Source organism: Parabacteroides caeci (assembly GCF_023656795.1).
Classification (GTDB): domain Bacteria; phylum Bacteroidota; class Bacteroidia; order Bacteroidales; family Tannerellaceae; genus Parabacteroides; species Parabacteroides segnis.
The window spans coordinates 48,050-74,338 of the sequence record NZ_JAMOKT010000006.1 but is presented as its reverse complement, the minus strand read 5'-3'; the positions used below and the strand labels follow the sequence as shown (position 1 = coordinate 74,338).

The window sequence follows — 26,289 nt, the reverse complement described above, 5'->3', positions numbered from 1 at the left end:
CGTATTAAATTTTAACCTGTAAACCCAAAGTAAATGATTTCGCAGACGGGTAAACCCCTCTGTCCCATCCGTTCACGGCAGAAGACGTCCAGGATGCTTCCGGGTCATAATGAGAATAGCTTGTAATCGTAATCAGATTCTGTCCGCTCAGATAAACCGAGATATTAGGTTTACGGGAACCTGCGAACCATTGAGACGGCAACGTATAAGCCAGTTTGATATCTTTGAATCGCAGATACGAACCGTTTTCCACCCAAACCGAACTCGGGTCACCGAAGGCCAGATAATCCTTGGTCGCAACAGAAGCACGTGCATATTTGGCATTCGGATTTTCAGGAGTCCAATGGTTTTCCCAAACATCTTTGCGGATATTCCATGTGCCACCGATATTAGTGATACTTTTATTAAATTCATTAACGATATCACCACCAACACTACCTATTAACAGGAATGATAACTCGAAGTTATTCCAATTGATAATATTCGTCAGACCGAAAGTAAACTTAGGCTGCGTATTTGCAATAATCGTTTTATCACCTGTTGTAATACCAGCTTTCCCGTCCGTGTCTTTATACCGGTAATCACCTGCTTTCTTGGTTGCTTCGCCATTCAAACGAGCTTCTTCATCCGTCTGATAAATACCTTCTATTTCGTAGCCATACAATTGGAACGGAGCTTTACCGACAAACAGAGGGAACCAGTTTCCGCCACCGATAGGAGCATCTATCCGCTGAATCTTATTTCCATACACATCCGAACCCAAATCTTTCACGATTGATCTATTGGATGTAATATTCAAATTAGTCGTCCAGTTCACTTTTCCTTTCATATTGATTGTATTGATAGATATTTCAAAACCTTTATTATCAATACGTCCTAAGTTTCTCAGCATAGAAGAATATCCGGAAGACGGGGGAAGAGTCGCATTATACAGCAAGTCACGCGTTTGTTTCCAATAATAGTCAAAACCGATATTCAGGCGGTTGGAAAAGAATCCGAAGTCGACACCTATATCCGTTTGTGTAGTTGTTTCCCATTTCAAGTCGTCGTTTGCCATGGAGGACAAACCGAAACCAATATCTTTTCCATCACCGAAAATAGGACCGGAAGTTCCCAGACGGGCGAAAGTCTGATACGGGCTAATAGATTGATTACCGGTCTGTCCGATACTGGCACGCAGTTTCAGATTGCTCAGCCAATCAATATCTTTCATAAAATTCTCTTCCGACAGACGCCAGGCCAATGCAGCGGAAGGGAAGAAGGCGAATTTATGGTTCTTACTGAATTTAGACGAACCGTCATATCGTGCGGTGACAGTCAACAGATATCTTTCCATCAGGTTATAATTGGCACGTCCCAGGAAAGAAGCCATCCGGTAATCGCTGTAACCGGAAGACGGAGTTCCGGGTGTAGAGGCTACTCCCAAATTATTCGTTTCATAGACATCGCGCAGAAAACCTGTACCTGAGCCGCCCAAATCATTATACTGATAGGTCTGGAAAGTAACACCACCCATCAGGTTCAATGCATGATTCTTATTGAACCGCTTGTCGTAGGTCAAAATATTTTCATTAATAATAGTATAATAATTAGATTTTGACTTAGACGCATCACCATCCAATTTACCTCCGGCAGACAAACCAATCGGAATGTACCGGTCGGAACTACCCGCATTGACCTCAGCACCGGCATTCACCCGGAAAGTCAATCCATCGATAATCTCATAGATAAGCGACATATTCGCCAGTAAGCGGGAATTAACGGTTTTATTCTTATACAGTTCAGCCATACCGACAGGGTTTGTTCCTCCCCAGGGAGTTCCCGAGAAATTGGTGTACTTGCCATCGGCATCTCTTATTTCCTGTATCGGAGCCATGACCATTGCCGTATAAGCAATCGCTCCCCAGCCATCCGCATTACTGTTCGCTGTATTCTGAGTTCCGTATGAATAAGCGATACTGGCATTCAACGACAAATTTCTCGCCAGCTTCTGGTCGCCATTGATACGCAATGCAAAACGGTTATAATCAGAACCTTTGATAATACCTTCCTGGTTCATATAGTTCAGAGAGGAGTACAACTTCGTTTTATCCGTACCGCCCGAAACAGATACCTGATGACTATGCGTCAAGGCAGTCTGATAAGCCAGATCCTGCCAGTCATTGTTCGGCAGCAGAGCTGCTTGCTCCGGTGTGATGGCAATACCGTTCCCGTCATTCTGGGAAACTTCATTTACCATGGCGATATAATCATCTTTTCCCAGTAAGTCCAGTTTCTTTCTTAAAGAAGAAACACCGACATATCCATTATATTCAAGGACCGTATCGCCGGTACGTCCTCTTTTCGTCGTAATCATAACGACACCGTTTGCACCACGTGAACCGTAGATAGCCGTAGAAGATGCATCTTTCAATACTTCCATCGACAGAATGTCTTCCGGATTAATATCCGAATTCATCTTTTCTACCGGCATACCGTCAATGACATAAAGCGGTTCGTTACCACCTGCCAGGGAGTTACTTCCACGGACACGAATCATCATTGATTCACCTGGCTGACCGGTTCTGGCATTAACCTGCACACCGGCTATTTGTCCCTGCAACGCACGGTCGGCACTGGTTATACCCACCTGGCTCACGTCCTTCATCTGCACGGAACCGACAGCTCCCGTCAGGTCGCTCTTCTTTACCGTACCATAACCGATAACCACAACCTCATCCAAGGCTTCGGAATCCTCGCGAAGTGAAACATTTACGACATCTCCGCTTCCAACCTTTACTTCCTGGGTGTTGTAACCGATATAAGATATCTGCAACACACCACCTTCCGGGACTTCCAGACTATACCGTCCGTTCATATCCGTAACTGTCCCGTTCGTTGTTCCCTTTACGACTACATTCGCACCAATAACGGGTTCACCGGTTTCATCCTTCACAACTCCTGATATCTTTTTCGTTGAAGAAACAGTACGGGCTTGCTTGTTGATAATAATATGTCCGTTACTGAACGTTATCGAACAACCGGAACCTTCCAGCAACTGTTCCATAACCTCTTTCACATTACTGTTCTTCGGTAACTTTGTCAGGACGCGGGAATCGTTCACTTCCTGCGTGTTATAATCGACAAACAGTTTGGTCTGTTGCTCGATTTGTTTGAAGGCTGTCTTCAGTGTTACATTGCTTCCGGTCAGGCGCACTTGTTGATGTTGCGCATAAGAAAACAAATTGATGGAAGATAAAGCTGTAATAAACAACAGCCTGGATACACTTTTTCCGTTATTTATACGTATTAGATTAGTTAATTTCATATATTTGTACATTTGAAAATTGAATATTAATAAAACCATGACGATTTACTCGTCAATCCAATGATGTTCAAGATTCGATTTCGAATTCCGGAAAGAGGGATTTTCGTACTTTCTGTCTTTCCGGTTTTCTTTTGTTCATATTTGTTTACTCCTATATTTTAGTTTATAAATACCACCTTTCCTTTTATTTTATAATGTATACCAATCAGTTGTTGCAGAATGTTCAGCACATCTTCCAGCTTTTCATCCGGCGAGAATTTGACATTATAATATTCTCCCGCAAACTTTTGGGAATTATAATGAATCGTCACATTGAACTTACGTTCCAAAGAGGCCATCAGACGGCTGAAAGATGTATTTTCAAATATCAGATAGCCGTTTCTTTCCATATTATATAAGGAAGCGTCGATAGAATGGACCATCACGGTATGTTCCGAATGCGAATAAACCAACTGTTGGTCAGGCTTTAGCACAGTCGGCTGAATGTCTTCATTCCTGACGGATACCAGCACACTACCTTCCTCCAATGTTGCCATGGAACAGGAGTCGCCCGGATAAGCCTCCACGGTAAAGACAGTACCCAACGCCTGGACATCAAGGTAAGTCGTCTTCACAATAAAGGGTTGCTCCGGATTCTTACGGACAGAGAAGGATGCTTGCCCGGTCAGGTAAACCGTTCGTGTATCGGTAAAATCTTTCGGATAAACCAACAGCGTACCGGCATCCACCCACACCTTCGAACCGTCAGGCAATACCACCTGCTCACTTTCTCCGTAAGGGACGAATACCTGTGCCATTTCCACATGACGGACCGGTTTAAAACGGTCGGTTGCCCAATAGGTCGTTCCGGCAGTCATCATCATCAAGACAATAACGGCCGCATATTTCAACCACTGGCGATAGAATGGCACCGAACGTTCACGAACGGGGACCACGGAAAGATGCCTTTGCAAAGCCTTCCAATCACTATGGGTAGAATCCGTCACCTCCGGCTGAGATTTCTTCCACAAATCCTGCAACATTTCTTCTTTCTCAGCTTTTGCATCGTCCGCCCTCAACCAACGCCCAAACAAGATACGTCCATATCGGGAAAAGTGCTTTCCGAAGTAGAGCTGCATGAGTTGTTTTATCTTGTTGTTCTCTTCCATAAAATATCCGTCTTTATATGGATGTAGGTTTATGACAACAATACACACAATCAAAAATCAACTTTTTTTGAAAATAGTTTGATTCCGGTACTAACGAATGCGATTATTGAAAGAGTTTCATCCTAATGAAACAGTTGTTTCTCCTAAGTGAAACATTTGTTTCATTAGGATGAAACTCTTTGGAAGTCGTCAGTTTTCAGTCCAAATAAGTAAGAAAAAAAAGATAAAGTACCTTGCGAAGAATGGCAAGGGCTGCCGTCAGATGGTTTTCTACAGTTCGTTTACTGATATTCAGACGCGTTGCGATTTCGTCGTTAGACAAACCTTGCTCACGGCTCATCTGGTAAATCAGTTTCCGCTGGGGAGACATTCGTTCGACAGTGCGGCTGATAATGCTTTGCAGTTCACGTGCAAACATCGCTTCCTCTTCCGATTGGGAGATGGAGGCTTCCAGTAAAAACTCATTGGTATACTTTTCTGAAACGGCAAGACGGTCGAAATAATCATAAACGGTAAAGCGCGCCATCTGAAAGAGATAGGAGGAAAAAGAACGGACGTCTCTCAGTTTTTCCCGGTCTTTCCATATGGAAAGAAACAAATCCTGGGATATATCACGACTGATTTCCTTGTCGTGCGTCAGGCCGACAAGGAAATATACCAACCTAGGTTGGTAGTCGAAAAAAAGCTGTTCAAAAGCTTTTATGTTTCCTCTTGCGATCTCCCTCAAGATATGTTGCTCCTCTGGTAATTCCATAACTAGTGCGAAGTAACAAAAAATATCAGAAATAAAATTATTTACTTTGATAAATTCATAGAAAACACGGGAACATAAACTACCTTTGTCTTATCTCGTAAGCATAAATAAAAAACAGGAGTAATTATTATGGAAGTTGCAAAAAGAATCCCTTACGGCATTTCCAATTTTGTGGAAGTGGTAGAGCAGAACCAGTATTATGTGGATAAGACGATGTATTTGCCTATGCTGGAAGAGCAACCCAGTAATTTGTTTTTCATCCGGCCCCGGCGTTTTGGCAAGAGCATCTTTCTGAGTATGCTCCGGGCCTATTATGATATTGCTCAAAAAGAGAAGTTTCAAAAACGTTTCGGCAATTTGTGGATAGGAGAGCATCCCACCCCTTTACAAGGAACATTTCAAGTACTTTATTTGGATTTCTCACGTGCCAGTGGCGGCAGTGGTTCACTATCAGAGAACTTTGACCGGTATTGCAGTATGGTGATGGATATGTTCGGCATGTCTTACGAGTCTTATTATTATCCGGGGTTTGCCAATGAAATGAAAGCATTGCCCGATTTTGTCAGCAAACTGAACTATTTGAATCTTCATGCACCCGAAACCGGGGCGCATCTCTATCTTATTATCGACGAATATGATAACTTCACCAATATAATACTCAATGAGCAAGGTAATGACGTTTACCATGCTCTCACACATGCCAGCGGGTTCTATCGCGAGATTTTCAAGAAATTTAAAGGAATGTTCGAACGTATCTTCATGACCGGCGTCAGTCCTGTTACGTTAGACGATCTTACCAGCGGCTTTAATATCGGCTGGAACATCAGCACCGAACATCAATTCAATATGATGCTAGGATTCAGTGAAGTAGACGTACGCTCTATGCTCCAGTATTATAAAGATGCAGGACAACTGTCGGATGATGCAGATATAGAGGCAATGATTACGGAGATGAAACCGTGGTATGACAATTATTGTTTTGCAAAAGAAAGCCTGAAAAGTGACCCGAAGATGTTCAATTGCGACATGGTACTCTACTATCTCCGCAATTACATAACCTTGAAAAAATCTCCCGAACAGATGATAGACCCCAATACCCGTACGGATTATAACAAAATGAAGAAACTCATCCAGCTGGACCGTCTGGACGGTGACCGCAAAGGGGTACTGCGTAAAATCACTGATGAAGGACAAATCGTTACTAATCTGGCAATCACTTTTCCTGCAACAGAGATTGCCAATCCGGAAATCTTCCCCAGTCTGCTTTTTTATTATGGTATGCTGACTATTACCGATACCCGCGGGGGGCGTGTGGTATTAAGTATCCCCAACAACAATGTGCGCAAGCAATATTACGAATTCCTGTTAGAGGAATACCAAAATAAACGATATATCAATTTGAACCAGTTGACAGATTTGTTCGATGATATGGCCTACGACGGCCATTGGCGCGAATCTCTGGAATTTATAGCCCATGCCTACAAAGAAAACTCGTCGGTTCGCAGTGCTATTGAAGGCGAACGCAATATCCAGGGATTTTTCACGGCTTATCTCAGTGTAAATGCCTACTATCTGACAGCCCCGGAGATGGAGTTGAACCATGGTTATTGCGACCTGTTCCTGATGCCCGATTTGTTGCGCTATGAAGTGAAACACAGTTATATACTTGAATTGAAATATCTTTCAGCAAAAGATTCCGGGGAAAAAGCTAAAGTTCAGTGGGAAGAAGCTGTTGAACAGATAAAACAATATGCCGCTGCACCAAAGGTACGTCAGTTGATACAGGACACAAAATTACATTGTATCATAATGCAGTTCCGTGGTTGTGAGTTGGAACGCATGGAGGAAGTCTTATAATCCGATCGTGTTCTTTTGTCATTCTGCTTCACCTATCAATTTTTCTGTTTATCTTTGACCCCGATCAATAGACTAAAACAAAGATAACTGACTGAACTAAGATAAAAATGAAGCAATACAACTTTGACGAAGTAATTGAACGCCGCGGTACCAATTGCGTGAAATATGATGCAATAAAAGAGCGGTACGGCAACGAGAACCTTATTCCTCTCTGGGTTGCCGATATGGATTTCCGGACTCCGGACTTTATTGTCAATGCAATAAAGAAACGCTGCGAACACGAAATATTCGGTTATACTTTCGGATCAGACTCGTATTATAATAGTATTATAGAATGGGTACATTATAAACAGAACTGGAAGATCAAACGGGAATGGCTCAGCTATATTCCGGGAATTGTCAAAGGTATCGGCTTTGTCATCCAGAGCTTTACCAAACCGGGCGATAAAGTAATCATCCAGCCACCTGTATACCATCCGTTCCGAATTGTTCCGGAAAGCATGAAACGGGAAGTGGTCAACAACCCGCTCAAACTGGTGAACGGCGCCTATGAGATGGATTTCGAACAGCTGGAATCCGTAATAGACGAGCAGTGCAAAGTGTTGATCCTTTGCAATCCCCACAACCCGGGCGGCATCGTATGGAAAAAAGATACACTGGTCAAGCTGGCGGATATCTGTGCAAAACACAATATACTGGTTATTTCAGACGAGATACATGCGGAAATGGCTTATCCGCAGTTTACTCATCATCCGTTTGCCACCGTATCAGAAGCTGCCGCCAATTGCAGTATTACTTTCATGGCTCCGAGCAAGACATTCAATATCGCAGGCATCGTAACCTCCTACTCCATTGTTCCCAATGAAAAGATACGGAAAGAATTTTATGAATTCCTGGAAGCCGGCGAGTTGGGCGACGGGACGATCTTTGCTTATACGGCAACCGAAGCGGCCTATACATATGGTGCCGAATGGTTACAGCAAATGCGGATGTATGTAATGGAAAATGTCCGTTTCGTAGATGAATTCTTCAAGACGAAGCTTCCGAAGATCAAAGTCTATCCGCCACAGGCATCCTTCCTGGTCTGGCTGGATTGCCGCGACCTCAAACTAAGCCAGGAAGAACTGGTTCATTTATTCCAGGATAAAGCCGGTCTGCTGTTGAACGACGGAAGCATGTTCGGACCCGGCGGAGAAGGATATATGCGCCTCAACGTAGGTTGTCCGCGCTCCGTATTGGATACCGCCCTGAATGCTCTGAAGAAAGCGATCGACAAGAAATAAGTATTCAAAAATATGTCGAAAGCCGGTTCTTTCCTGCAACTGCTTTCGACATATTTTTTATCATTTTACCCCTGCCACTTTCACCGGTTCTTCTTTTATATTCAATTTATGTCCCAGATAATCATAGCGGATAATCATGTCTGATATTTCCCAGGCTTCTTTGGCCTGACGGATATTCTCATCGGGAACACTGGCCGTATCTCCGATAAGATTAAACTGGGGGTCGACATCAAAATCTGGTTTCTGCGGATTAAAGATACTTTCTCCCAATCCTTTCCACCAGTAATCATTCAACCCAAGCAGGTCCAGCAAAGTCGGATAAACATCCACCTGTCCCATGACTTTGCCATAATACATATTAAATGGCGCATTCAGAATGATTAGCGGAACAAACGATTTATCAGCTACAATATCCTTTCCTACCGGATCGTTGCACAGTTCTTTCCTGACTGTTCCCAATGCTTCATGGTCTCCCATGATCACGACTAAAGTATTATCGAAACGCTTGTCCGCTTTGATCTTTGCTACAAATTCACCTATTGCCCGGTCTGTATAATTGGCCATGGTCATATAGTTATTCAAGACCTCCGGGACTTCGGGCGAAAAAGAAACTCTTTTCAATGAATCCGGCAAAATAAAAGGATTATGCCCGGAATAGGTAATACATTGCACCAGCGTATTTCCGGATTCATCCCAAACTTCATTCTTCTGTATTTTATCCAGACACTGGCGCAAAAAGGCACGGTCACCCACCTGGTTACGCGAACCGACCGGCTCTTCCTGTACAAAACAGTTTTTCGAAACCAGACTGTCATACCCCAGAACCGGAGCTATTATACATTGATTCCAGACCATCGGTTTGTCGATAGTCAAGCTATATGCTTTGGCATCCTTATGTTTTTCTTTAAACGCCTTTACAATAGAAGGATAATATGATTCCGGGAATTTGATGCTGTAAGGTCCGGAGTTGATAGGCAAAAGCCCGGAACTCATCAGCAACTGGGCATCGATCGAACGCCCTCCTTTCACCTGCGATAAAACATGAGGGGCATAGATCACCGACGTATCCTTTAATATTCTATTCAGGTTCGGAGTAATCTCCTGGCCTTCCACCGTCTTATCCAACACCCAGCTTTCCAATGATTCGGCCAGGATTATAATACAATTATCCTTTGGATTAAATGGTGATAAAACGGATTTGCAATCCGTTTTCCTGGCTAGCCAGGAATCGATACGGGCCTTTATCTCCGGTGTATAGACTATCTGGTCGCAGGTATAATCATAATAAAGAGAACCGAAAATCGTATACATCGGGATATTACAAGTATGCAAATAGGCATCCTGCAATCTCTCATAAGCAACTTTAAAACCATTCTGGCTCCAAAGACGAACAGCAGGAATCAAAGCCACTAAAACAATCAGAACCAGATAACGTGCAAAAGCAAAACCGCCTTTACACCGTACCGCCTGTTCCGTTTCATGTTTCCGATGAAAATTATACCACCACAAAACACCCGCAGCCATTGTAGACAAAGGGAAAAACAGATCGACCATCCGCCAGGAATCAAATACACTGCTGGTAAAATCAGACAAATTATCTATCAGCAAATAGCTATCCAACGGTATGGCAGTAAAGTAAGTCCTGAAATACATCAGGTTCGAAATAAGCAAACCGTCTAGCAGAAAGAAAATCACCAGGGTAGTCTTGACAGCACGAAAGCAAACCAGGGGTAATAACAAAAATAAGGAGACTAATATAGTATCCAGATAAGTTTCAATCTTTGAAAATGGAGTAAATGTAGATAACATGCACCAAAGCAGATTGAACCACATAAACTTCAGAAACAAGACAGCAAAAAATAAACCGATCAACTTCCTGCTTTCCGTTCCGCCCGGAAAGAAAAAGTCTTTTAACTTAGAAAACCGCATCCGCAAACACTACTTTATTAACCTACCGACAAACACTGTAACCATAGAATAAGTACAGGATCTCTCATTTTTATTTCAGCCGACAAAGATAACTATATTCTAGCTTAAAACATTACATATCTTTATTTTTAAAAGAATAACCTGATTAAGTCGGAAATTATACGTAAATTTGTCCTCGTTTTATTTATTACAAATACAATTAAAAATGAAAATTACAGCAAATAAGTTCGTTGCGGTTACATATGACCTGAACGTAGGAGAAGGTGAAGAGCGTGAGTTGATGGAAAAAGCAGTAGCTGAGGCCCCGTTGAAATTCATCTTTGGAACAGGCGCAATGCTCCCGGCTTTCGAAGATGCTTTGAAAGGTCTGGAAGTAGGCGACAAGTTCGACTTCTCTATCGCTCCGGCTGACGCATACGGAGAATATGTGGAAGATCACGTGCTTGATCTGCCAAAAAACATTTTCGAAGTTGAAGGTAAGTTCGACTCTGAAATCATCAAAGAAGGTAACACTGTTCCTATGATGGATTCAAACGGTAACCGTCTGAACGGTTCTGTTCTGGAAGTGAAAGATGACGTTGTCGTTATGGACTTCAACCATCCGTTGGCAGGTGAAACACTGCACTTCAGCGGTGAAGTTATCGACGTTCACGAACCGACAGCAGAAGAAATTGCAGCTTTATCAGCACCGGCAGGCGGATGTGGTTGCGGATGCGACGACTGTGGAAGCGATTGCGGTGACCACGATCACAAAGACGGTGGTTGCGGATGCGGTAGCTGTCACTAATAAATAAATGAATAATGCAGAATGGGGAATGAAGAATGAAACAGATTCTGCATTCCTCATTTTTCATTTTAAGCGATATAATTCTTAATTCTCCACTTGCATTTACTACATATGAATACATTCGGAAATATATATAGATTAACTTCATTCGGAGAGTCACACGGTCCGGGTATCGGAGGTGTTATCGACGGATGCCCGGCTGGTATCGAACTGGATACAGATTTCATCCAAAAAGAATTAAACCGCCGTAAACCGGGACAATCCAAAATTACGACTCCCCGCAAGGAAGACGACGAAGTACAATTCCTTTCCGGGATTTACGAGGGAAAAACGACCGGCACGCCGATCGGTTTCATTATCTGGAACAAGAATCAGCATTCGTCCGATTACGACAATATGAAGACAGTCTACCGTCCTTCGCATGCCGATTATACTTATCAAACAAAATATGGTATCCGTGATCCCCGTGGCGGTGGCCGTTCATCTGCCCGTGAAACAATCGCACGATGTGTAGCCGGAGCAATAGCCAAACTGGCCTTACGCCAGAAAGGTATCCATATCCAGGCTTATACTTCACAGGTAGGTCCCATCAAGCTGGAAGGTTCATATAAAGACTACGACTTGAATCTGACCGAAGAAAGCGCAGTAAGATGTCCCGACCCGGAAAAGGCGGCAGAGATGGAACAGTTAATTGCCGAAGTGAAATCCAAAGGAGACACGATCGGCGGAGTTATTACTTGCGTAGTCAAAGGGACTCCCATCGGTTTAGGTGAACCTGTTTTCGGCAAACTACATGCAGCTTTAGGCCACGCCATGTTGACAATCAATGCCGTCAAAGGATTTGAATATGGTGACGGATTCGAAGCGGCCCTCTATCGTGGTTCCCAGCGTAACGACCGTTTCTTCAATGACAACGGACATATCAATACTCATACGAACAACTCGGGAGGTATCCAGGGAGGTATCTCCAACGGACAAGATATTTATTTCCGTGTCGCTTTCAAATCAGTGGCAACGATCCTGATGGAACAGGAAACCGTCAGCATGGATGGAGAAGACACGATCCTGAAAGCCCGCGGACGCCATGACCCCTGTGTGCTTCCACGTGCCGTCCCCATTGTCGAATCGATGGCAGCAATGACTTTGCTGGATTATTTGTTGATACAAAAGACAAGAGAATAATAATGTGCCAATATTGGCACATTATTCTATTCATGATGATAAGGTTCATTATTCAGAATAGTCATCGCGCGGTAAATCTGTTCAATAAAGATCAGACGGATCATCTGATGCGAAAAGGTCATCTTGCTCAATGAAATCTTTTCCGAAGCCGCTTTATATACAGCTTCACTGAATCCATACGGACCACCGACCACAAAGACCAGCCGTTTCGGTACCGTATGCATTTTCTTTTCTATATAAGCAGAAAATTGCATGGAAGTAAATTCTTTCCCTTTATCATCTAATAAAACCAGATAATCACCGGATTGCAATGTCTTTAAAATCAATTCCCCTTCCTTCTCTTTCTGCTGGACTTCCGATAAGTTTTTTACGTTCTTGATATCGGGGATAACCTCCATTTCAAAAGGGATATAATGAACCAGACGGTTCTTATATTCATTAATAGCCTCCACAAAATAACCGGCATCCGTCTTGCCTATTACAACCAGTGCAATCTTCATTCGTTGACATTTTAATATTGAAGGCGCTAATTTACAGGAAAAATACATACCTTTGCATCAGAATACTCATAAAAAGAGGAGATAGCTTATGAAACGATTATTACTTACATTGGCATTGGTATTCTCAATTTTGAGCGTAATGGCAGCCGATATTACTCCGATATCAAACGCCTTCAAAGGAGGAGATGCCTCTACACTGACAGGAGCAATGGACCAGGAAGTAGATATGGCCCTACCCGGCTCATCTAAAAAGTGCAGCGGAAGCGAAGCCGTTAAGATGCTGTCTACTTTTTTTGGCAGTAACAAACCTTCGGGATTCTCCGTGGTACATCATGCAGACAAAAAAGACGCCGGATTTTTTGTCGGTAAACTCCCGACCGCTTCAGGCGAATATCGTGTAAACATTACTTACCGTGCCGACGGCAACAAAGCGATTATACAATCAATCAGAATAGAATAACACATGGATCAGTTAATTGACGATTTAATTAAATTATCGTTTGCCGAAGACATCGGTGACGGCGATCATACAACGTTATGCTGCATTCCCGAAACAGCTATGGGAAAGAGTCAGCTTATTATCAAAGAGGATGGCGTACTGGCCGGTGTGGAAATGGCTAAACGCATCTTCCATGATTTCGACCCGGAACTAAAAATGACAATCTTCATCAACGATGGCGCAGAAGTAAAGAAAGGCGATATCGCTTTTACCGTTGAAGGGAAAGTGCAGTCGCTGTTACAGACAGAACGCCTGATGTTGAACGTTATGCAACGTATGAGCGGTATTGCAACAACAACCCGCAAATATGTAAAAGCACTGGAAGGAACTAAAACCCGCGTACTGGATACCCGTAAGACGACTCCGGGCATGCGTATGATGGAAAAGGATGCTGTAAAGATCGGCGGCGGTGTCAACCATCGTATCGGACTGTTCGATATGATCCTGCTGAAAGATAATCATGTAGACTTTGCCGGTGGCATCGAACAAGCTATTACCCGTGCACAGAACTACCTGAAAGAAAAAGGCAAAAACCTGAAGATCGAAATCGAAGTACGCAACTTCGACGAATTACAACAAGCGATGAATGTTGGCGGCATCGACCGCATCATGCTGGATAATTTCAATATCGAAGATACAAAGAAAGCAGTCGAAATGATTGGCGGACGTTTCGAAACCGAATCATCCGGCGGTATCACATTCGACACACTGCGCGATTATGCAGAATGCGGCGTAGACTTTATCTCTGTCGGAGCACTGACACATTCGGTCAAAAGTCTCGATATGAGTTTGAAGGCTTGCTAAGAAATATTCAGAAGGCGGATGGTTGATTATCCGCCTTTCTTTTATATATTTGCCAAAGTATTAATATAAAACCGTAAGCTATGAAAAATGTAAAGACAATTCACAGGCAGATTACTATTTATAAAAGGAAAGGAGTAATTTATGGAATTTCTTTATTTATGCATAGGATGTATTGTCATATCAGTTGCATGCTTTATCTGGCTTTTAACACCAAAAGGCCAGAAGTGGTTGCATGAGAAATAATAACGTATATCAAATCCAAAATGAGGGTGTGTCAATTTGTAACAACTTTTGACACACCCTCATTTTTATCCAATACGGACCACCTCATTATCCCTCAGCTGATACCCTTCTCCACTCTCCGGGCAAATAGCAAAACCTTTTTCATCAAACTCCAGCCTGTGTCCATACTCGCTGACCCAGCCGATCTGCCGGGAAGGATTACCAACGACTAAAGCATAAGCAGGAATCTCTTTAGTTACAACCGCTCCCGCACCAATCAATGCATAGGCTCCGATGTTATGCCCGCAAATAATCGTTGCATTGGCACCAATAGTAGCCCCTTTTCCTATATGAGTTTTCTTATACTGGTCTTTGCGGCAAACGGCACTGCGCGGATTTATCACATTCGTGAACACACAACTCGGTCCCAGAAAAACATCATCTTCACAAGTCACTCCGGTATAAACGGAAACATTATTCTGGACTTTGACGTTATTCCCCAAAACCACGCCCGGCGAAATAACGACATTCTGCCCGATATTACATTCTTCACCAATGATACAGCCGGCCATTATATGAGAAAAATGCCAGATAAAAGTATCATCGCCGATCGTACAACCGGGGTCGATCACTGCTGTTTCATGTGCCTGATAAGCTGCCATAAAAAGTTATTTATAGATTAAAAAGATAGTCGGTTTCTTACTCAGATCAGGAACTTTTCCTGCCCAGTCTTTCACAGGACGGGTATGGATATATTCATCTTCACAAGTAATATCCGAAGCGATACATAATTTGGTTGATGGGCGACAAGTCCGGATCAGCTCCTCAGCCAGTTTATTGTTACGGTAAGGCGTTTCGATAAAAAGCTGTGTCTGGTTTTCCGAATAGATACGGCCTTCCAGCTTTTTGATTGTATTTGTCCGTTCCGAAGCATCGATGGGCAGATAGCCATGAAAGGCAAAACTCTGCCCGTTGAAACCGGAAGCCATTACAGACATTAATATAGAAGACGGCCCAACCAGAGGAACCACCGGATAATTCTTCCGCTGCGCAATAGCAACGACATCCGCCCCCGGATCGGCAACAGCCGGACAACCGGCCTCAGATATCACACCTACATGCTCCCCTTTCGTCAACGGAACCAGATAACCGGCCACATCTTCCGGCGAAGTGTGCTTGTTCAGTTCATAAAAAGTCAAATCATCTATCACAATAGACGGTTCCGTCTTTTTCAGGAAACGGCGGGCAGTACGTATATTTTCAACGATGAAATATTTGATCTGAAGAATGATTTCACGATTATATTCCGGGAGAACACGCCGATGATCAGTGTCTCCCAATGTAACCGGTATAAGGAAAAGCGATGCTTGCATACTGTTATATTTTTCGCAAAGTTAGTATTTTTATAGTAAGAACAGACATAAAATCTGTTATTGATAACCAGATATCCATACTCATTACTAGAAAGAATAATCACTTTTCCTGATAAAAAACAGAACAATCTATTGTTAGTTTTATAAATTGTTATACATTTGCAGTGTACTACAAAACTAATACACTACAATATGATCACATTAAAAGAGGCGAGCATCAGTTATAAACGTAACAAACCAGTCCTGGAGAATATCAATCAGGATATTCAACCGGGAAGAATCTATGGTCTGCTAGGAAAGAATGGCGAAGGAAAAACAACTTTGCTGAACGTTTTAAGCGGTCAACTATTCCTGAATAAAGGAACCTGTCGGATATTCGGCGAAGATATATCACAACGAAGTGCAAACTTGCTGCAACAACTATTCCTGTTGCCAGAAGAAATCACTGTACCGGAAGTTACCGGAATGCAATATATCCACATGTATGCTCCTTTCTACCCCACTTTCAGAGAGGATATCATGAAAGCTTGTTTCGAATCATTCGATGTCGACTTCTCCGCCAAGCTGAATAAGATGTCGCAAGGACAACGGAAAAAGATTGCTATCACATTGGCACTATCGGTTCATACACCACTTCTTCTGATGGATGAACCGACCAACGGACTGGATATCCCCAGTAAAGAGGTATTCCGCAAGTTACTTGCCGCTTTTACAGACGAAACACAAACCGTCATTATCTCCACCCATCAGGTACGTGACCTGGAAAGCCTGATCGATTCGGTAATCATTATTAATGATAAAGAAATATTACTCAATAATTCACTGGAAGAAATCGGGCAGAAGTTGTTCTTTGGAATCGTTAAGCCGGAAGAACAGGTACTCTACAAAAGCCAAACTCCATTCGGACTATTAGGCGTAAGAAAAAACCATCAGGAAGAAGAAAGTAATGTATCATTAGAACAATTGTTCAATGCAGCTATTCTGCAACCCGAAGAAATAAAAAGAATAATTAATCAATAAAACTATTACTACCATGCATACCAATTTTAGCTTACAACGGATTAAACTGCTGCTTTTAGCAGATAAGACCGAATTATTCCGACAGTATTTTCTTTCCATGTTATCCTATATCGCTGTCACTATAACCTATCTGATGATTGTTAAATTCGTGTTTCATAATGAACAACAAGTTGAACAAAAAGTATATTTTTTCTATAGAATCGGCCTACTTCTTTTCTTTCTTTTTTTCTGTCGATTCGCAAATCAAAAAGTACATCAAATCAAAGGACAATACCTTACCATACCAGCCAGTTCTACCGAAAAGTTTGCCGTATTGTTGACAGATGGTATACTATTATTACTATTCTTCCATATTCTATTCTACATCTTACTATACATTGCATCCTTTCTCATAACTGAAATCCAGGCTTTAGAGGCAAATAAGATAATAGGAAAAGTCCCGGCCTCTATATATATCTTCATTGCCTCTACATTCTTCTTAGGGAATATCGCATTTCGAAAGTATGCCAATCCAGTAATAGTTGGAAGCTACGCACTTCTGATATTTGCTCTAGGTGTTTTGGCCAGACCAATTTTACGTGCTGTCAGAGAGCCACAGGGAGACGTCTACATGATCGAAACGACTCCTTTATATTACCTTTACAACTTTCTGACTCAATATTATGGAATCATACTTTATGTAGCCACTCTTGTAGTGCTATATATCAGCTATCTCAAACTAAAAGAAAAACAAATCAGATGAATTTCAATACTAATCAATCCATATTTATCCAGATAGCCGACCGGGTATGCGACCGGGTGTTAAGCGGAGAATATCAGGCAGATGCCCGTATACCCTCCGTTCGCGAACTGGCTGTCGAAATGGAAGTGAATCCCAACACCGTCATGCGGTCTTTTGAACGTCTGCAAGCGAATGATATTATCTACAATAAAAGAGGTATCGGCTATTTCATTGCTTCGGATGCAGAAAAGAAAATCCGAAAGATGCGACATAATCAATTCGTCGACGAAGTACTTCCGTCGGTCTTCAAAGAAATGCATTTGCTGGGAGTAAACCTCAGCGAACTGACCAAAGCGTATCATCTTTATTCCTCCACTTTAAATTCTGACAATTATGAAAAGAAGTAATCTGTTATTCACTTTATTACTTGCCGTACTATTTCTCGGACCATTATTCATGTGGTTATTTTACACTTGTGCCGACAAGAAATCGTATACCCGTATCCCCGGCATATACCCGGTTGTCTGGATCGAAAATCCGAAACTGACTGCCGATAACGTAGAAATAAGTACCGGTACATCAGCAAAGATTCCATATGCCGATCAGGATAATCCATGTTATTTATACTATAAAGGTGACAAACAATATCTGCCTGAGATATCGACTAGTCACGATACACTCCGAATCGGAAAAGCTCTCGACGCAAAAGGCCACGAGAACGGGTTAAAACTGAAATTCCATCTCGAATGCCTGGAAAGTGTCTATCTGAACGGACAGCAAATATGGACTAAAAAGGAGCAATAAAGGAAGCTCCTGCCATCTATCCTGCCATTGTATATTTTCCAATCCCAGTTTTTTATTCTATTTTTGCCGCATACAATACAGAATAAGATGGCACTTCCTATCGAATTTATCACACGTACCCGTGCCTTGCTGGGCGAAGAATATGACAAACTGGAAACCGCATTGCAAGCGAACGTTCCCGTCAGTATCCGTATCAACCGGAATAAAGGGACGAAGGCTCCCTCAACACCTCAGGTCGGCTGGAGCGAAACAGGTTATTATCTGCCCGAACGCCTGTCGTTCACCTTCGACCCGCTGTTTCATGCCGGAGCCTATTATGTGCAGGAAGCCTCCTCCATGTTTTTGGAGCAAGCCATCCGGAACTTTGTCTGCGAACCGGTGAAATGCCTGGACCTTTGTGCCGCACCGGGTGGTAAATCGACCCATCTGTTGAGCCTTTTACCCGAAGGCAGCCTGTTGGTCAGCAACGAGGTGATCCGTACCCGCAGTAATATCCTGGCTGAAAATATCACCAAATGGGGGAATCCGAACAGTATCGTCACGAACAACGATCCTGAAGATATCGGGCGCCTTACCCATCTGTTTGATGTTATCGTTACCGACGTCCCCTGTTCCGGCGAAGGAATGTTCCGCAAGGACACCGACAGTACCGGCGAATGGAGCGTAGCAAACGTCAACCTTTGTGCCGCCCGTCAACGCCGTATCATCCACGACATATGGAACGCACTGAAACCGGGCGGACTGCTTATTTACAGCACCTGTACTTACAATACGGAAGAGGATGAAGATAATATACATTATATAATAGAAGAACTGGGAGCCGAAGCCCTGTCCATTCCCATCAGGGAAGAATGGCAGATCACCGGACCGTTACGCCATGCACATCCGGTCTACCGTTTCTTCCCTCATAAAACAAAAGGGGAAGGATTCTTCCTGGCCGCCCTGCGTAAAGCATCCGGTGAAGTCGATGAAATAATCCGTCCTAAAAGTAAAAACAAGAAGGATAAAGGGAAAGCCGCTTCCGTCATCCCCCCTGTTGTAAATAAATGGATACAGGAGCCTGACAGCTTACGGATGGAAATATTCAATGACACGATACAAGCCATCCCAGCCATCCACTATGACACCTGGCAACTGTTATCCACCCAGTTACGGATCGTATCTGCCGGAATCCGCATCGGAGAGATAAAAGGCAAAGATATTTTACCGGCTCATTCGCTGGCTTTAAGCACGGCACTGAACAAAGAGGCTTTCACCTGTGCCGAAATAAGCTGGGACGATGCCATCAAATACCTGAAAAAAGAAGCATTGCTTCTCCCCACCGAAATAGAAAAAGGGTACGTATTGGTTTGTTATCAAGGATTTCCTTTAGGTTTTGTCAAACATCTCGGAAACCGTGCCAACAACCTTTACCCGCAGGAATGGCGCATCCGCACCGGATATATGCCCGAGCAGATACAGTTATTAACAGACTAACCTGAAAGGTTAATGCCAATAGCCCGACACTCCACCTTCTTTAACATTTTTTAGGCGCATGCCCTAACTCCCGTTGGTTAGACTGTCTAAGTCCCGGGACTTAGACGCCCTAAGTCTCTCCACTTAGACAGCCTTAGTGGAGAGTGTTTCACGAATCAGCGGGAGATGGTATCCAGGCGCGCTGTATAAAGTGCAGCTTCGATCTTACGTATATAATTCCGCTTGGTTGTTTCCGGGGCATAAACGAGACCTTCGGCAACAATCACACGTTGTGTTTTCGTATCCAGAAAAGCATGGCTGACAAACGGTCCGCCCATCTTATCGCCAACCATCTTCCACAGGCCACGTAAGACTCCGCAGTATTTATCATGCAACATTATAGGTTCGTAAGTCAGGTCGACACGCTTTTCCGTAGTCATATAAGAATCAGGGAAAGCCCCTGGCAGGTTATCCTTTAAAACAGAATCCCGTTTTGCCACCAGATAGTCCTGTGTAAATGTATTCGCATCGGTATATGGAAAGGAATAGACGATCAGGTCGACACGCCCGGTTTTAGCATTGTTTGACACCCACAGGAAATCGGTTGTATCTTTATAATAAGTCATATCGTCCGGGGCATGCAATTTCATACCGAACTTCTCCTGCACTTTATCCATTGCCAACTGGCTGTAATGTTCTTTCAGGATCTTTATACGACGGTCTTTTTCGATTGCACAGAAATGATTGACAATATCCGAATCATGTAATGTCAGGTAAGTAACCAGTTCGCGAGTCGACGGAGCACAGAGTTTTATCACTTCCTGCCCTTTTGCCCATTCATCTTTAAAGCCATTCAATGAAACCATCGTATACTTCGTCGGATCAATATCGACAACCAGAATATTGCGGACGTATCTCAACAAGCCATTAAAAGTCTCGGTAGGAACAAATGTAACACGCATGGCGGGTTCAGGTTGGGGCAATCCGGCAATGGGAGAATTTAATTGATTCTTTACTAATTCACCGACCTCACTGTCTCCTACATCCCGGGTCATGACAACCAGGATTTCATACGGCAAACCGGTAGCCCGTTTTTCTACGATCGAAGAGTTACAACTCACTAATGTCAGTAATCCCACTAAATAAAAAGTAAATAGATGCTGTGTTCTCATAGCTTTATTGATTTATCTTTTCCAGAGTTTATTGTTTACTCCGACAAAAGTAAAGGATAAGTCAACAGAAGAAAAGAAATGGTGCCGGACAAATCCTACAGGATGCAACAACCTGTATACAAGCACCATACCCGCCACAGAAAGCCATTCCTGCCCATTTATCGGGACAAGAGGCTTGGGAAATTGCTCGGATATTATCAGGGTTGAATGTAGCGTCGTTGGTAGGGGCGGTTCGCGAACCGCCCTTACGGTGTCAATGTAAGCCTGTAAGGCTTTAACAAACCAGCCCAGGGTTAGAACCCTGGGGTTATGAAAACCCGCTCCTCCCTTTCCGCCCTGTAAGGGCGGGACAAGCTAAATATCAACCCTTTTCGTCTTGTCGCACCCCTACAGGGTGCCTCAGAAAGAGAAGGATTCAAGGGTACCCAGGGTTAGAACCCTGGGCTGGTTTGTTACAGGCCTACAGCCTGAAGGCACCGTCACTAATTGGTTCATCCTATAATTAGCGGATAACTCAATTTTTTCTAAATTGGCACATTAGCATATTGCCACATTGGCTCATTATTCTTCTATAAACAAATTTCCCCCAACCGGAATCATCAACGTTTTTATATAATGAAAGCCTTGCTTTTCAACAGGAAGACAAGTGACGCCATTCAAAAAGGCGGCGTCACCTTATAACTACTGAAAGATCAACAATATAACCCATTAAAAGGAAGAGTGATTCCTAAATAGGAAAAACATACGGTTATTCGCTATATGAACAGGTAGCCGCCTGCAAACGGATAACTACTCATCGAGGAACGGATGCCTACCCGCTCACGAAAAGACTTACGCTTTTCTACCGGAATACTTACGTTTTTGACAGACTGCTCCCAACAGCACTATAGTCCTAACTTATTAGCACTATTATGCTAATGCCGTTAACACTATAGTGCCAGAGGAGTTAACACTACTATCCTGATTCCACATTAAACAGGAGGGCACGGACTGTTCTTTCTAATACATCCGGATAAACTGATCCAGGTCGGTCTTCTCATCCAGTTGCAAACGTTTTTTCAGACGGCTCTTCGACTTGGTGAGGGCATCGGTCGTGTTATTGAAAACAGCCATCTGATCTTTGCGGGGAAAGTTCCATTTTATCAGGCAACAGATTTCCTCTTCATGACGGGTTATACCAGATTTCTGCTTCAACTCCGTCAGGAAATTATTGAAAAGAAGGTCGGTCGTACGAAGCAATTCCATCCATTCCTGTCTGCTGAGATTGGTGCGTACCGGATCTTGTTTGAGTTGCAACAACAGGGAAAAGGCATCGACCGGCAACTCTACCGTCTCTGACGAAGCAGAGGAAAGCCGTTCAATGACCTGTTCGTTCTCACGCACCTTCCGTTTGTAATATTCCAGGTCACTGACACGTTCCTTGTAAAGCTCCGATTCTTCCGTCAGGTTCTGTAAATCCTGTTCCAGACGGTTGATCTGCTCGATATAATCGTATTTCTCCTTTTGGTAATGATAAATGGCAACTTTGTTCTTCCTGATCTTTTCCTTTACGAGCCGGTGACGTTCCCGGTTGCGTGCCATACGGATACCTATAATATACCCCAGCACAGCTCCCGCTATCAGAGCCACCCAACAAAAACAGAACAGAAAAAAAGTCAGGGAAGAAGGATTGTCCATACGATCTTATTCACGATTTGTTTTTCAAATATTCATAAATAGCCAGTTGGGAACGGACTTTCACCGGTTCCTCATTATGCTTGAAGTTGTTATGCAGCTGCTCGTCGATCAGGCAGGCTTTTACATTGTCGCGCATCTGTATCTTCAGAATGTCGATCACTTCCTGTTTTATTTCGGGAACCAGTATCGGGAAAGCCGTTTCTATCCGGCGGTTCAGATTACGACGCATCCAGTCAGCCGATGTCAGATAAACATCTTCCTTGCCGTCATTATAGAAATACCAGATACGGGAATGTTCCAGGAACATATCGACAATCCGGGTGATCCGGATATTGGCACTGTAAGGCTGTCCGGGAACCAGACAACAGATGCCCCTTACGATCAGGTCGATCTCCACTCCGTTCTCGCTGGCATGATACAGTTCGTTTATCATATTCTGGTCATGCAGTCCGTTCATCTTTAACACGATCCGCCCTTTACGTCCCAGCTTCACATGTTCGATCTCACGGTGGATCATACGAATCAGTTCGGACACCATGTTGAAACGGGCAACCAGCAGATGCCGGAAAGTAGGCTCCGCCATTTTCCCTTCCAGCACGGCAAACACTTTATTTATATCCGTTATAATCTCGTCATTGCAGGTAAGCAAGGCCATATCCGAGTAGACCCGGGCAGTCTTTTCATTAAAATTGCCGGTACTGAGATAAGCGAAATCGCGCCGTTTATTCCCATCTTCCGGATCTTTCCGGATGATAACCGCCACTTTCGCATGCACCTTCAATCCGGGAATACTATAAATAATACGTATGCCCGCCTGCTCCATCCGTTCAGCCGTACTCATATTATTCTCTTCATCGAAGCGGGCTTTCAGTTCGACAAATACCGTTACCTTCTTCCCGTTCTGCGCCGCACTGACCAACGTATTGATGACGGCCGAATTTTCCGCCACCCGATACTGGGTGATCTTTATCTCATCCACTTTCGGATCGAACGCGGCTTCCATCAGGAAACGTATCAGATAATCGAACGACTGATAGGGAAAATGCAGCAAAATATCTTTCTTCTTCACTGCCCGGAATACGGAACCTTTCTCATCCAGATAAGAAACACGCATAGGCGTCGGAATCTTCTGCTCCAACTCCTTCCCTTTGGGATTAGGCAATTTAGCCAGGTCCTGCAAATTCAGGTAACGCCCCCCTACGACCAGGTCATCGCGGGTAATGCCGAAAGCCTCACAGATAAAGGAAAGGAAGTCGTCCGGCATTGCCCGGTCGTACATAAAACGGCTCAGGGCGCCGATCTTCCGTTTCTTCACTTTCTTCCGGATGCTTTCAACAATATTACCTTTCTCATTTTCCAGATAAATATCGGCATCACGGGATATCTTGATACTGTAACAACTGTCAATTATATATCCGGGGAAGATATTCGCCAGGTTCGCACGGATAATATCATCGATAAACATGATGTAGAACTTTCCTTCATGTTGAGGCAACTCTATAAAACGAGGTACCTTGGCATAGGGTATCTTCATCAGTGCATAATGATATTCAGGCGCCTGATCTCCTTCCGGCTTTCGTTTGCTTTTCTTTACCATACGGATCACCAGATACAGACGACGGTCACGGATAAAGGTACGGATATCCCCCGCCTGTATCATGACAGGCGACAGGAACGGAAAGACCTCCTCATTAAAGAAGTTATGAACGAACTCTTCATGGAATGGTTCAGGTTCGCTTCCCTGATAGAGATAGATATTCTGCCGGTTCAACTCCGGTAATATCTTTTCAGAGAAAATCCGATAATATTCACGTTGCTGGCGGTTTACTTCATTTGTTATCTCGGTCAACACTTCTTCGGCCTCGGCACCGCTTTCTTCGGTAAAATTCTTTTTCATGATCACCCCGCGATGCTCGGCCACACGTATTTCGTAAAATTCTTCCAGGTTGGAAGAATAGATAGACAAGAATTTAATCCGCTCATAGACGGGCAACGTATCGTCTTCCGCCTCGAGTAAAACCCGATAGTTGAAAGACAGCCAACTAACGTCGCGCTTAAAGTATTTATATGAATTCTCCATCGTATTCTATTCTTAGATGCGTAAATATAGATACTTTTGCAGAATAAAAGAAATAGTTATGCTTAAAATAGGACTTCTCTCAGACACCCATGCTTGGTGGGATGATAAATATGCGGAATATTTTGCAGAATGCGATGAAATATGGCATGCAGGAGATATTGGTTCGGACGGGCTGGCAGCAAAGCTAGCTGCTTTGAAACCTTTCCGGGCGGTATATGGAAACATAGACGGGCAATCGCTCCGGTTGGAATATCCCGAAGTGGCTCATTTTAAAGCGGAAGAAGTAAATGTGATGATGACGCATATAGGCGGCTATCCGGGCCGTTACAACCCGGCTATCCGCAAAGAATTGTACGATACCCGCCCGAACTTGTTCATAGCGGGTCATTCGCACATTCTGAAAGTCGCCTTCGACCAATCCCTGGATTGTTTATATATCAATCCGGGCGCAGCCGGCAAAAGCGGCTTCCATCAGGTCCGTACCCTTGTCCGTTTTGTGATTGACGGCAAAAATATAAAAGACCTTGAAGTAATCGAACTGGGTATCCGATAGATACCCAGCTTACTTACCACAGCAGAAACTTTCTGCCAGTAAAATTGTGTTCTGAAGATAAGAGAATTCCTGTTCGAAATATTCACTGAATACACCGGTATTCAAGTTCTCTTCAATTTGTTTGGCAGTCCATAACTTACCGCCAGCCCGTTTACATTGACTTAACTGTTCCTCCGTACGGAGACAGATCACGTAAAGCGATACCAGATGTTTCACCTTCTCGTTCTCAAACGTATAACGTATCAGAAAACGGGGATTTACATCCTGCTGTTCGGCGAGTTCGCCAACCGATTCACGCACCGTACTTTCAATACTGTGCCTGAACAGTACATAACTATGGAAAGGGTAATCAATCGTATCCGGAGATACGAACGCATCTTTACTCCTTTTCATCAGATAAAGCATTCCGTCATGAATGACGGCAATCCGGACGATCGGATGGTAGTACTTCTTAGGTAACGTGCGGCTGACCGAACGCGCAATACAACCAATAACCTTTCCTCCCTCATTCAACACCGGTAACCACATTTCTTTCTGTAAACTACCTTGCATCAACGATAAACGTACCTGTTCATAAAGAATGACCAGTACTCCAATCAATACCCCCAGTTCCCTGTAAAGGAAACGTTCCGCATGTACATTCTGCATCGTATCCGGAAGGATACTGTAAACCAGGATGACAAACAGATGTAATGTATACAAATTCTGGACCAGCTGGGAAACGAAATAGAATTCATTCAGCGTCGTACGCATTAAAGTCCGTTTATAAGTCGGGTGCTTTGAAGTCCTTATCTTCTTTAATACAAAGCGCCGGCTAAAACCGATAAACGCCAGTACTACGACCAACAGCACCTCCGTAATCAACGGAGAATAAATAAACAATACGGGCTCCAGTTTCAAGCAGAGAAAGACGGAATACAATACTAAAGTAATTGCAGAAGGCAACAATAAAAATTGATATACCTTATCCTTACTCAACACCTGATACAGAAAAATACATACAAAACAGAAGGTAACGCCGATAATGAAAGACAACAGATAAGAAAAATAATTATCCAAAAACATAAAAAGCAACAATGGCAATAGACCAATGGCTTGATTGTCTAATCCTTTCTTAACTTTGTTCATACCCTTTCCCCCTTTCTTCGCACTTTAAATATAT

23 protein-coding genes are annotated in these 26,289 nt (G+C 43.3%); 12 read left to right on the top strand and 11 right to left on the bottom strand.

All coding sequences use genetic code 11. The features are described from left to right. Positions 1-4: 4 nt before the first annotated feature. From NBH15_RS04575 to NBH15_RS04565, 3 genes are all read right to left on the bottom strand, one after another. Positions 5-3,307 carry a SusC/RagA family TonB-linked outer membrane protein gene (locus NBH15_RS04575; protein WP_250822109.1) on the bottom strand — a complete coding sequence of 1,101 codons (3,303 nt, stop codon included), beginning with the start codon at positions 3,305-3,307 and terminating at the stop codon, positions 5-7. Positions 3,308-3,465: 158 nt separating this feature from the next. Further along, the gene (locus NBH15_RS04570; protein ID WP_046146374.1) at positions 3,466-4,455 is read right to left on the bottom strand and encodes a FecR family protein; all 990 of its coding nucleotides are present in this window, start codon (positions 4,453-4,455) and stop codon (positions 3,466-3,468) included. Between the two features lie 196 nt (positions 4,456-4,651). After that, positions 4,652-5,209 carry an RNA polymerase sigma-70 factor gene (locus NBH15_RS04565; protein ID WP_046145223.1) on the bottom strand — a complete coding sequence of 186 codons (558 nt, stop codon included), beginning with the start codon at positions 5,207-5,209 and terminating at the stop codon, positions 4,652-4,654. 129 nt (positions 5,210-5,338) lie between these two features. Between NBH15_RS04565 and NBH15_RS04560 the strand changes: the two genes are divergently transcribed. After that, on the top strand, positions 5,339-7,066 hold the full coding sequence (locus NBH15_RS04560) for a PD-(D/E)XK nuclease domain-containing ATP-binding protein (RefSeq protein ID WP_250822108.1): 1,728 nt from the start codon (positions 5,339-5,341) through the stop codon (positions 7,064-7,066). A 107-nt stretch (positions 7,067-7,173) separates the two neighbouring features. Further along, positions 7,174-8,349, top strand: coding sequence for a MalY/PatB family protein (locus tag NBH15_RS04555; protein ID WP_007654504.1), 1,176 nt, complete (start codon positions 7,174-7,176; stop codon positions 8,347-8,349). A 60-nt stretch (positions 8,350-8,409) separates the two neighbouring features. Here the strand turns inward: NBH15_RS04555 and NBH15_RS04550 are convergent, their stop codons facing one another. Further along, positions 8,410-10,278 (bottom strand): LTA synthase family protein, encoded by a 1,869-nt coding sequence (locus tag NBH15_RS04550; protein ID WP_250822107.1) that lies wholly within the window; start codon positions 10,276-10,278, stop codon positions 8,410-8,412. Between the two features lie 205 nt (positions 10,279-10,483). Here NBH15_RS04550 and NBH15_RS04545 point away from each other — a divergent pair, with 205 nt between their 5' ends. Then, complete coding sequence (locus NBH15_RS04545) at positions 10,484-11,065, top strand: FKBP-type peptidyl-prolyl cis-trans isomerase (protein WP_129698280.1); 582 nt, start codon at positions 10,484-10,486, stop codon at positions 11,063-11,065. 111 nt (positions 11,066-11,176) lie between these two features. Further along, on the top strand, positions 11,177-12,247 hold the full coding sequence (gene aroC, locus NBH15_RS04540) for a chorismate synthase (RefSeq protein WP_007654507.1): 1,071 nt from the start codon (positions 11,177-11,179) through the stop codon (positions 12,245-12,247). Between the two features lie 26 nt (positions 12,248-12,273). Here aroC and rlmH read toward each other — a convergent pair whose 3' ends face one another. After that, entirely contained in the window at positions 12,274-12,747 is a 474-nt protein-coding gene (gene rlmH, locus NBH15_RS04535; RefSeq protein WP_186961331.1) for a 23S rRNA (pseudouridine(1915)-N(3))-methyltransferase RlmH, read from the bottom strand. Between the two features lie 88 nt (positions 12,748-12,835). Here rlmH and NBH15_RS04530 point away from each other — a divergent pair, with 88 nt between their 5' ends. Together NBH15_RS04530 and nadC are read left to right on the top strand one after the other, a co-directional pair. Continuing rightward, entirely contained in the window at positions 12,836-13,207 is a 372-nt protein-coding gene (locus NBH15_RS04530) for a DUF4783 domain-containing protein (protein WP_007654516.1), read from the top strand. Positions 13,208-13,210: 3 nt separating this feature from the next. Next, positions 13,211-14,050, top strand: a complete 840-nt coding sequence (gene nadC, locus NBH15_RS04525) for a carboxylating nicotinate-nucleotide diphosphorylase (protein ID WP_010802146.1) — start codon at positions 13,211-13,213, stop codon at positions 14,048-14,050. A gap of 308 nt (positions 14,051-14,358) precedes the next feature. On the opposite strand, the gene NBH15_RS04520 is transcribed toward nadC, so the two are convergent. Beyond that, on the bottom strand, positions 14,359-14,934 hold the full coding sequence (locus NBH15_RS04520) for an acyltransferase (protein WP_010802145.1): 576 nt from the start codon (positions 14,932-14,934) through the stop codon (positions 14,359-14,361). Between the two features lie 6 nt (positions 14,935-14,940). Then, positions 14,941-15,645 carry an SAM-dependent methyltransferase gene (locus NBH15_RS04515; protein ID WP_186961334.1) on the bottom strand — a complete coding sequence of 235 codons (705 nt, stop codon included), beginning with the start codon at positions 15,643-15,645 and terminating at the stop codon, positions 14,941-14,943. Positions 15,646-15,837: 192 nt separating this feature from the next. Here NBH15_RS04515 and NBH15_RS04510 point away from each other — a divergent pair, with 192 nt between their 5' ends. The 5 genes from NBH15_RS04510 (at position 15,838) to NBH15_RS04490 (ending at position 19,666) form a co-directional block, all read left to right on the top strand. Then, positions 15,838-16,665: an ABC transporter ATP-binding protein gene (locus NBH15_RS04510; protein ID WP_250822106.1), complete on the top strand. Its 828-nt coding sequence runs from the start codon at positions 15,838-15,840 to the stop codon at positions 16,663-16,665. 13 nt (positions 16,666-16,678) lie between these two features. Then, positions 16,679-17,407, top strand: a complete 729-nt coding sequence (locus NBH15_RS04505) for a hypothetical protein (protein WP_250822105.1) — start codon at positions 16,679-16,681, stop codon at positions 17,405-17,407. Continuing rightward, on the top strand, positions 17,404-17,793 hold the full coding sequence (locus tag NBH15_RS04500) for a GntR family transcriptional regulator (protein WP_250822104.1): 390 nt from the start codon (positions 17,404-17,406) through the stop codon (positions 17,791-17,793). Before NBH15_RS04505 ends, NBH15_RS04500 begins: the two co-directional genes overlap by 4 nt. After that, the gene (locus NBH15_RS04495; RefSeq protein ID WP_250822103.1) at positions 17,780-18,190 is read left to right on the top strand and encodes a hypothetical protein; all 411 of its coding nucleotides are present in this window, start codon (positions 17,780-17,782) and stop codon (positions 18,188-18,190) included. The genes NBH15_RS04500 and NBH15_RS04495 overlap by 14 nt, the downstream gene beginning before the upstream one ends. 87 nt (positions 18,191-18,277) lie before the next feature. Then, positions 18,278-19,666 (top strand): methyltransferase RsmF C-terminal domain-like protein, encoded by a 1,389-nt coding sequence (locus NBH15_RS04490; protein WP_250822102.1) that lies wholly within the window; start codon positions 18,278-18,280, stop codon positions 19,664-19,666. Positions 19,667-19,821: 155 nt separating this feature from the next. On the opposite strand, the gene NBH15_RS04485 is transcribed toward NBH15_RS04490, so the two are convergent. The 3 genes from NBH15_RS04485 to NBH15_RS04475 form a co-directional block, all read right to left on the bottom strand. Further along, the gene (locus NBH15_RS04485) at positions 19,822-20,817 is read right to left on the bottom strand and encodes a DUF4837 family protein (protein ID WP_250822101.1); all 996 of its coding nucleotides are present in this window, start codon (positions 20,815-20,817) and stop codon (positions 19,822-19,824) included. A 999-nt stretch (positions 20,818-21,816) separates the two neighbouring features. After that, entirely contained in the window at positions 21,817-22,494 is a 678-nt protein-coding gene (locus NBH15_RS04480) for a hypothetical protein (protein WP_128133944.1), read from the bottom strand. A gap of 10 nt (positions 22,495-22,504) precedes the next feature. After that, a complete protein-coding gene (locus NBH15_RS04475) occupies positions 22,505-24,574 on the bottom strand; it encodes an RNA degradosome polyphosphate kinase (protein WP_250822100.1) in 2,070 nt (689 codons plus the stop codon). A 58-nt stretch (positions 24,575-24,632) separates the two neighbouring features. Between NBH15_RS04475 and NBH15_RS04470 the strand changes: the two genes are divergently transcribed. Further along, a complete protein-coding gene (locus NBH15_RS04470) occupies positions 24,633-25,127 on the top strand; it encodes a metallophosphoesterase family protein (RefSeq protein WP_250822099.1) in 495 nt (164 codons plus the stop codon). 9 nt (positions 25,128-25,136) lie between these two features. Here NBH15_RS04470 and NBH15_RS04465 read toward each other — a convergent pair whose 3' ends face one another. Continuing rightward, entirely contained in the window at positions 25,137-26,255 is a 1,119-nt protein-coding gene (locus NBH15_RS04465) for an NUDIX hydrolase (protein ID WP_250822098.1), read from the bottom strand. Positions 26,256-26,289: the final 34 nt, after the last annotated feature.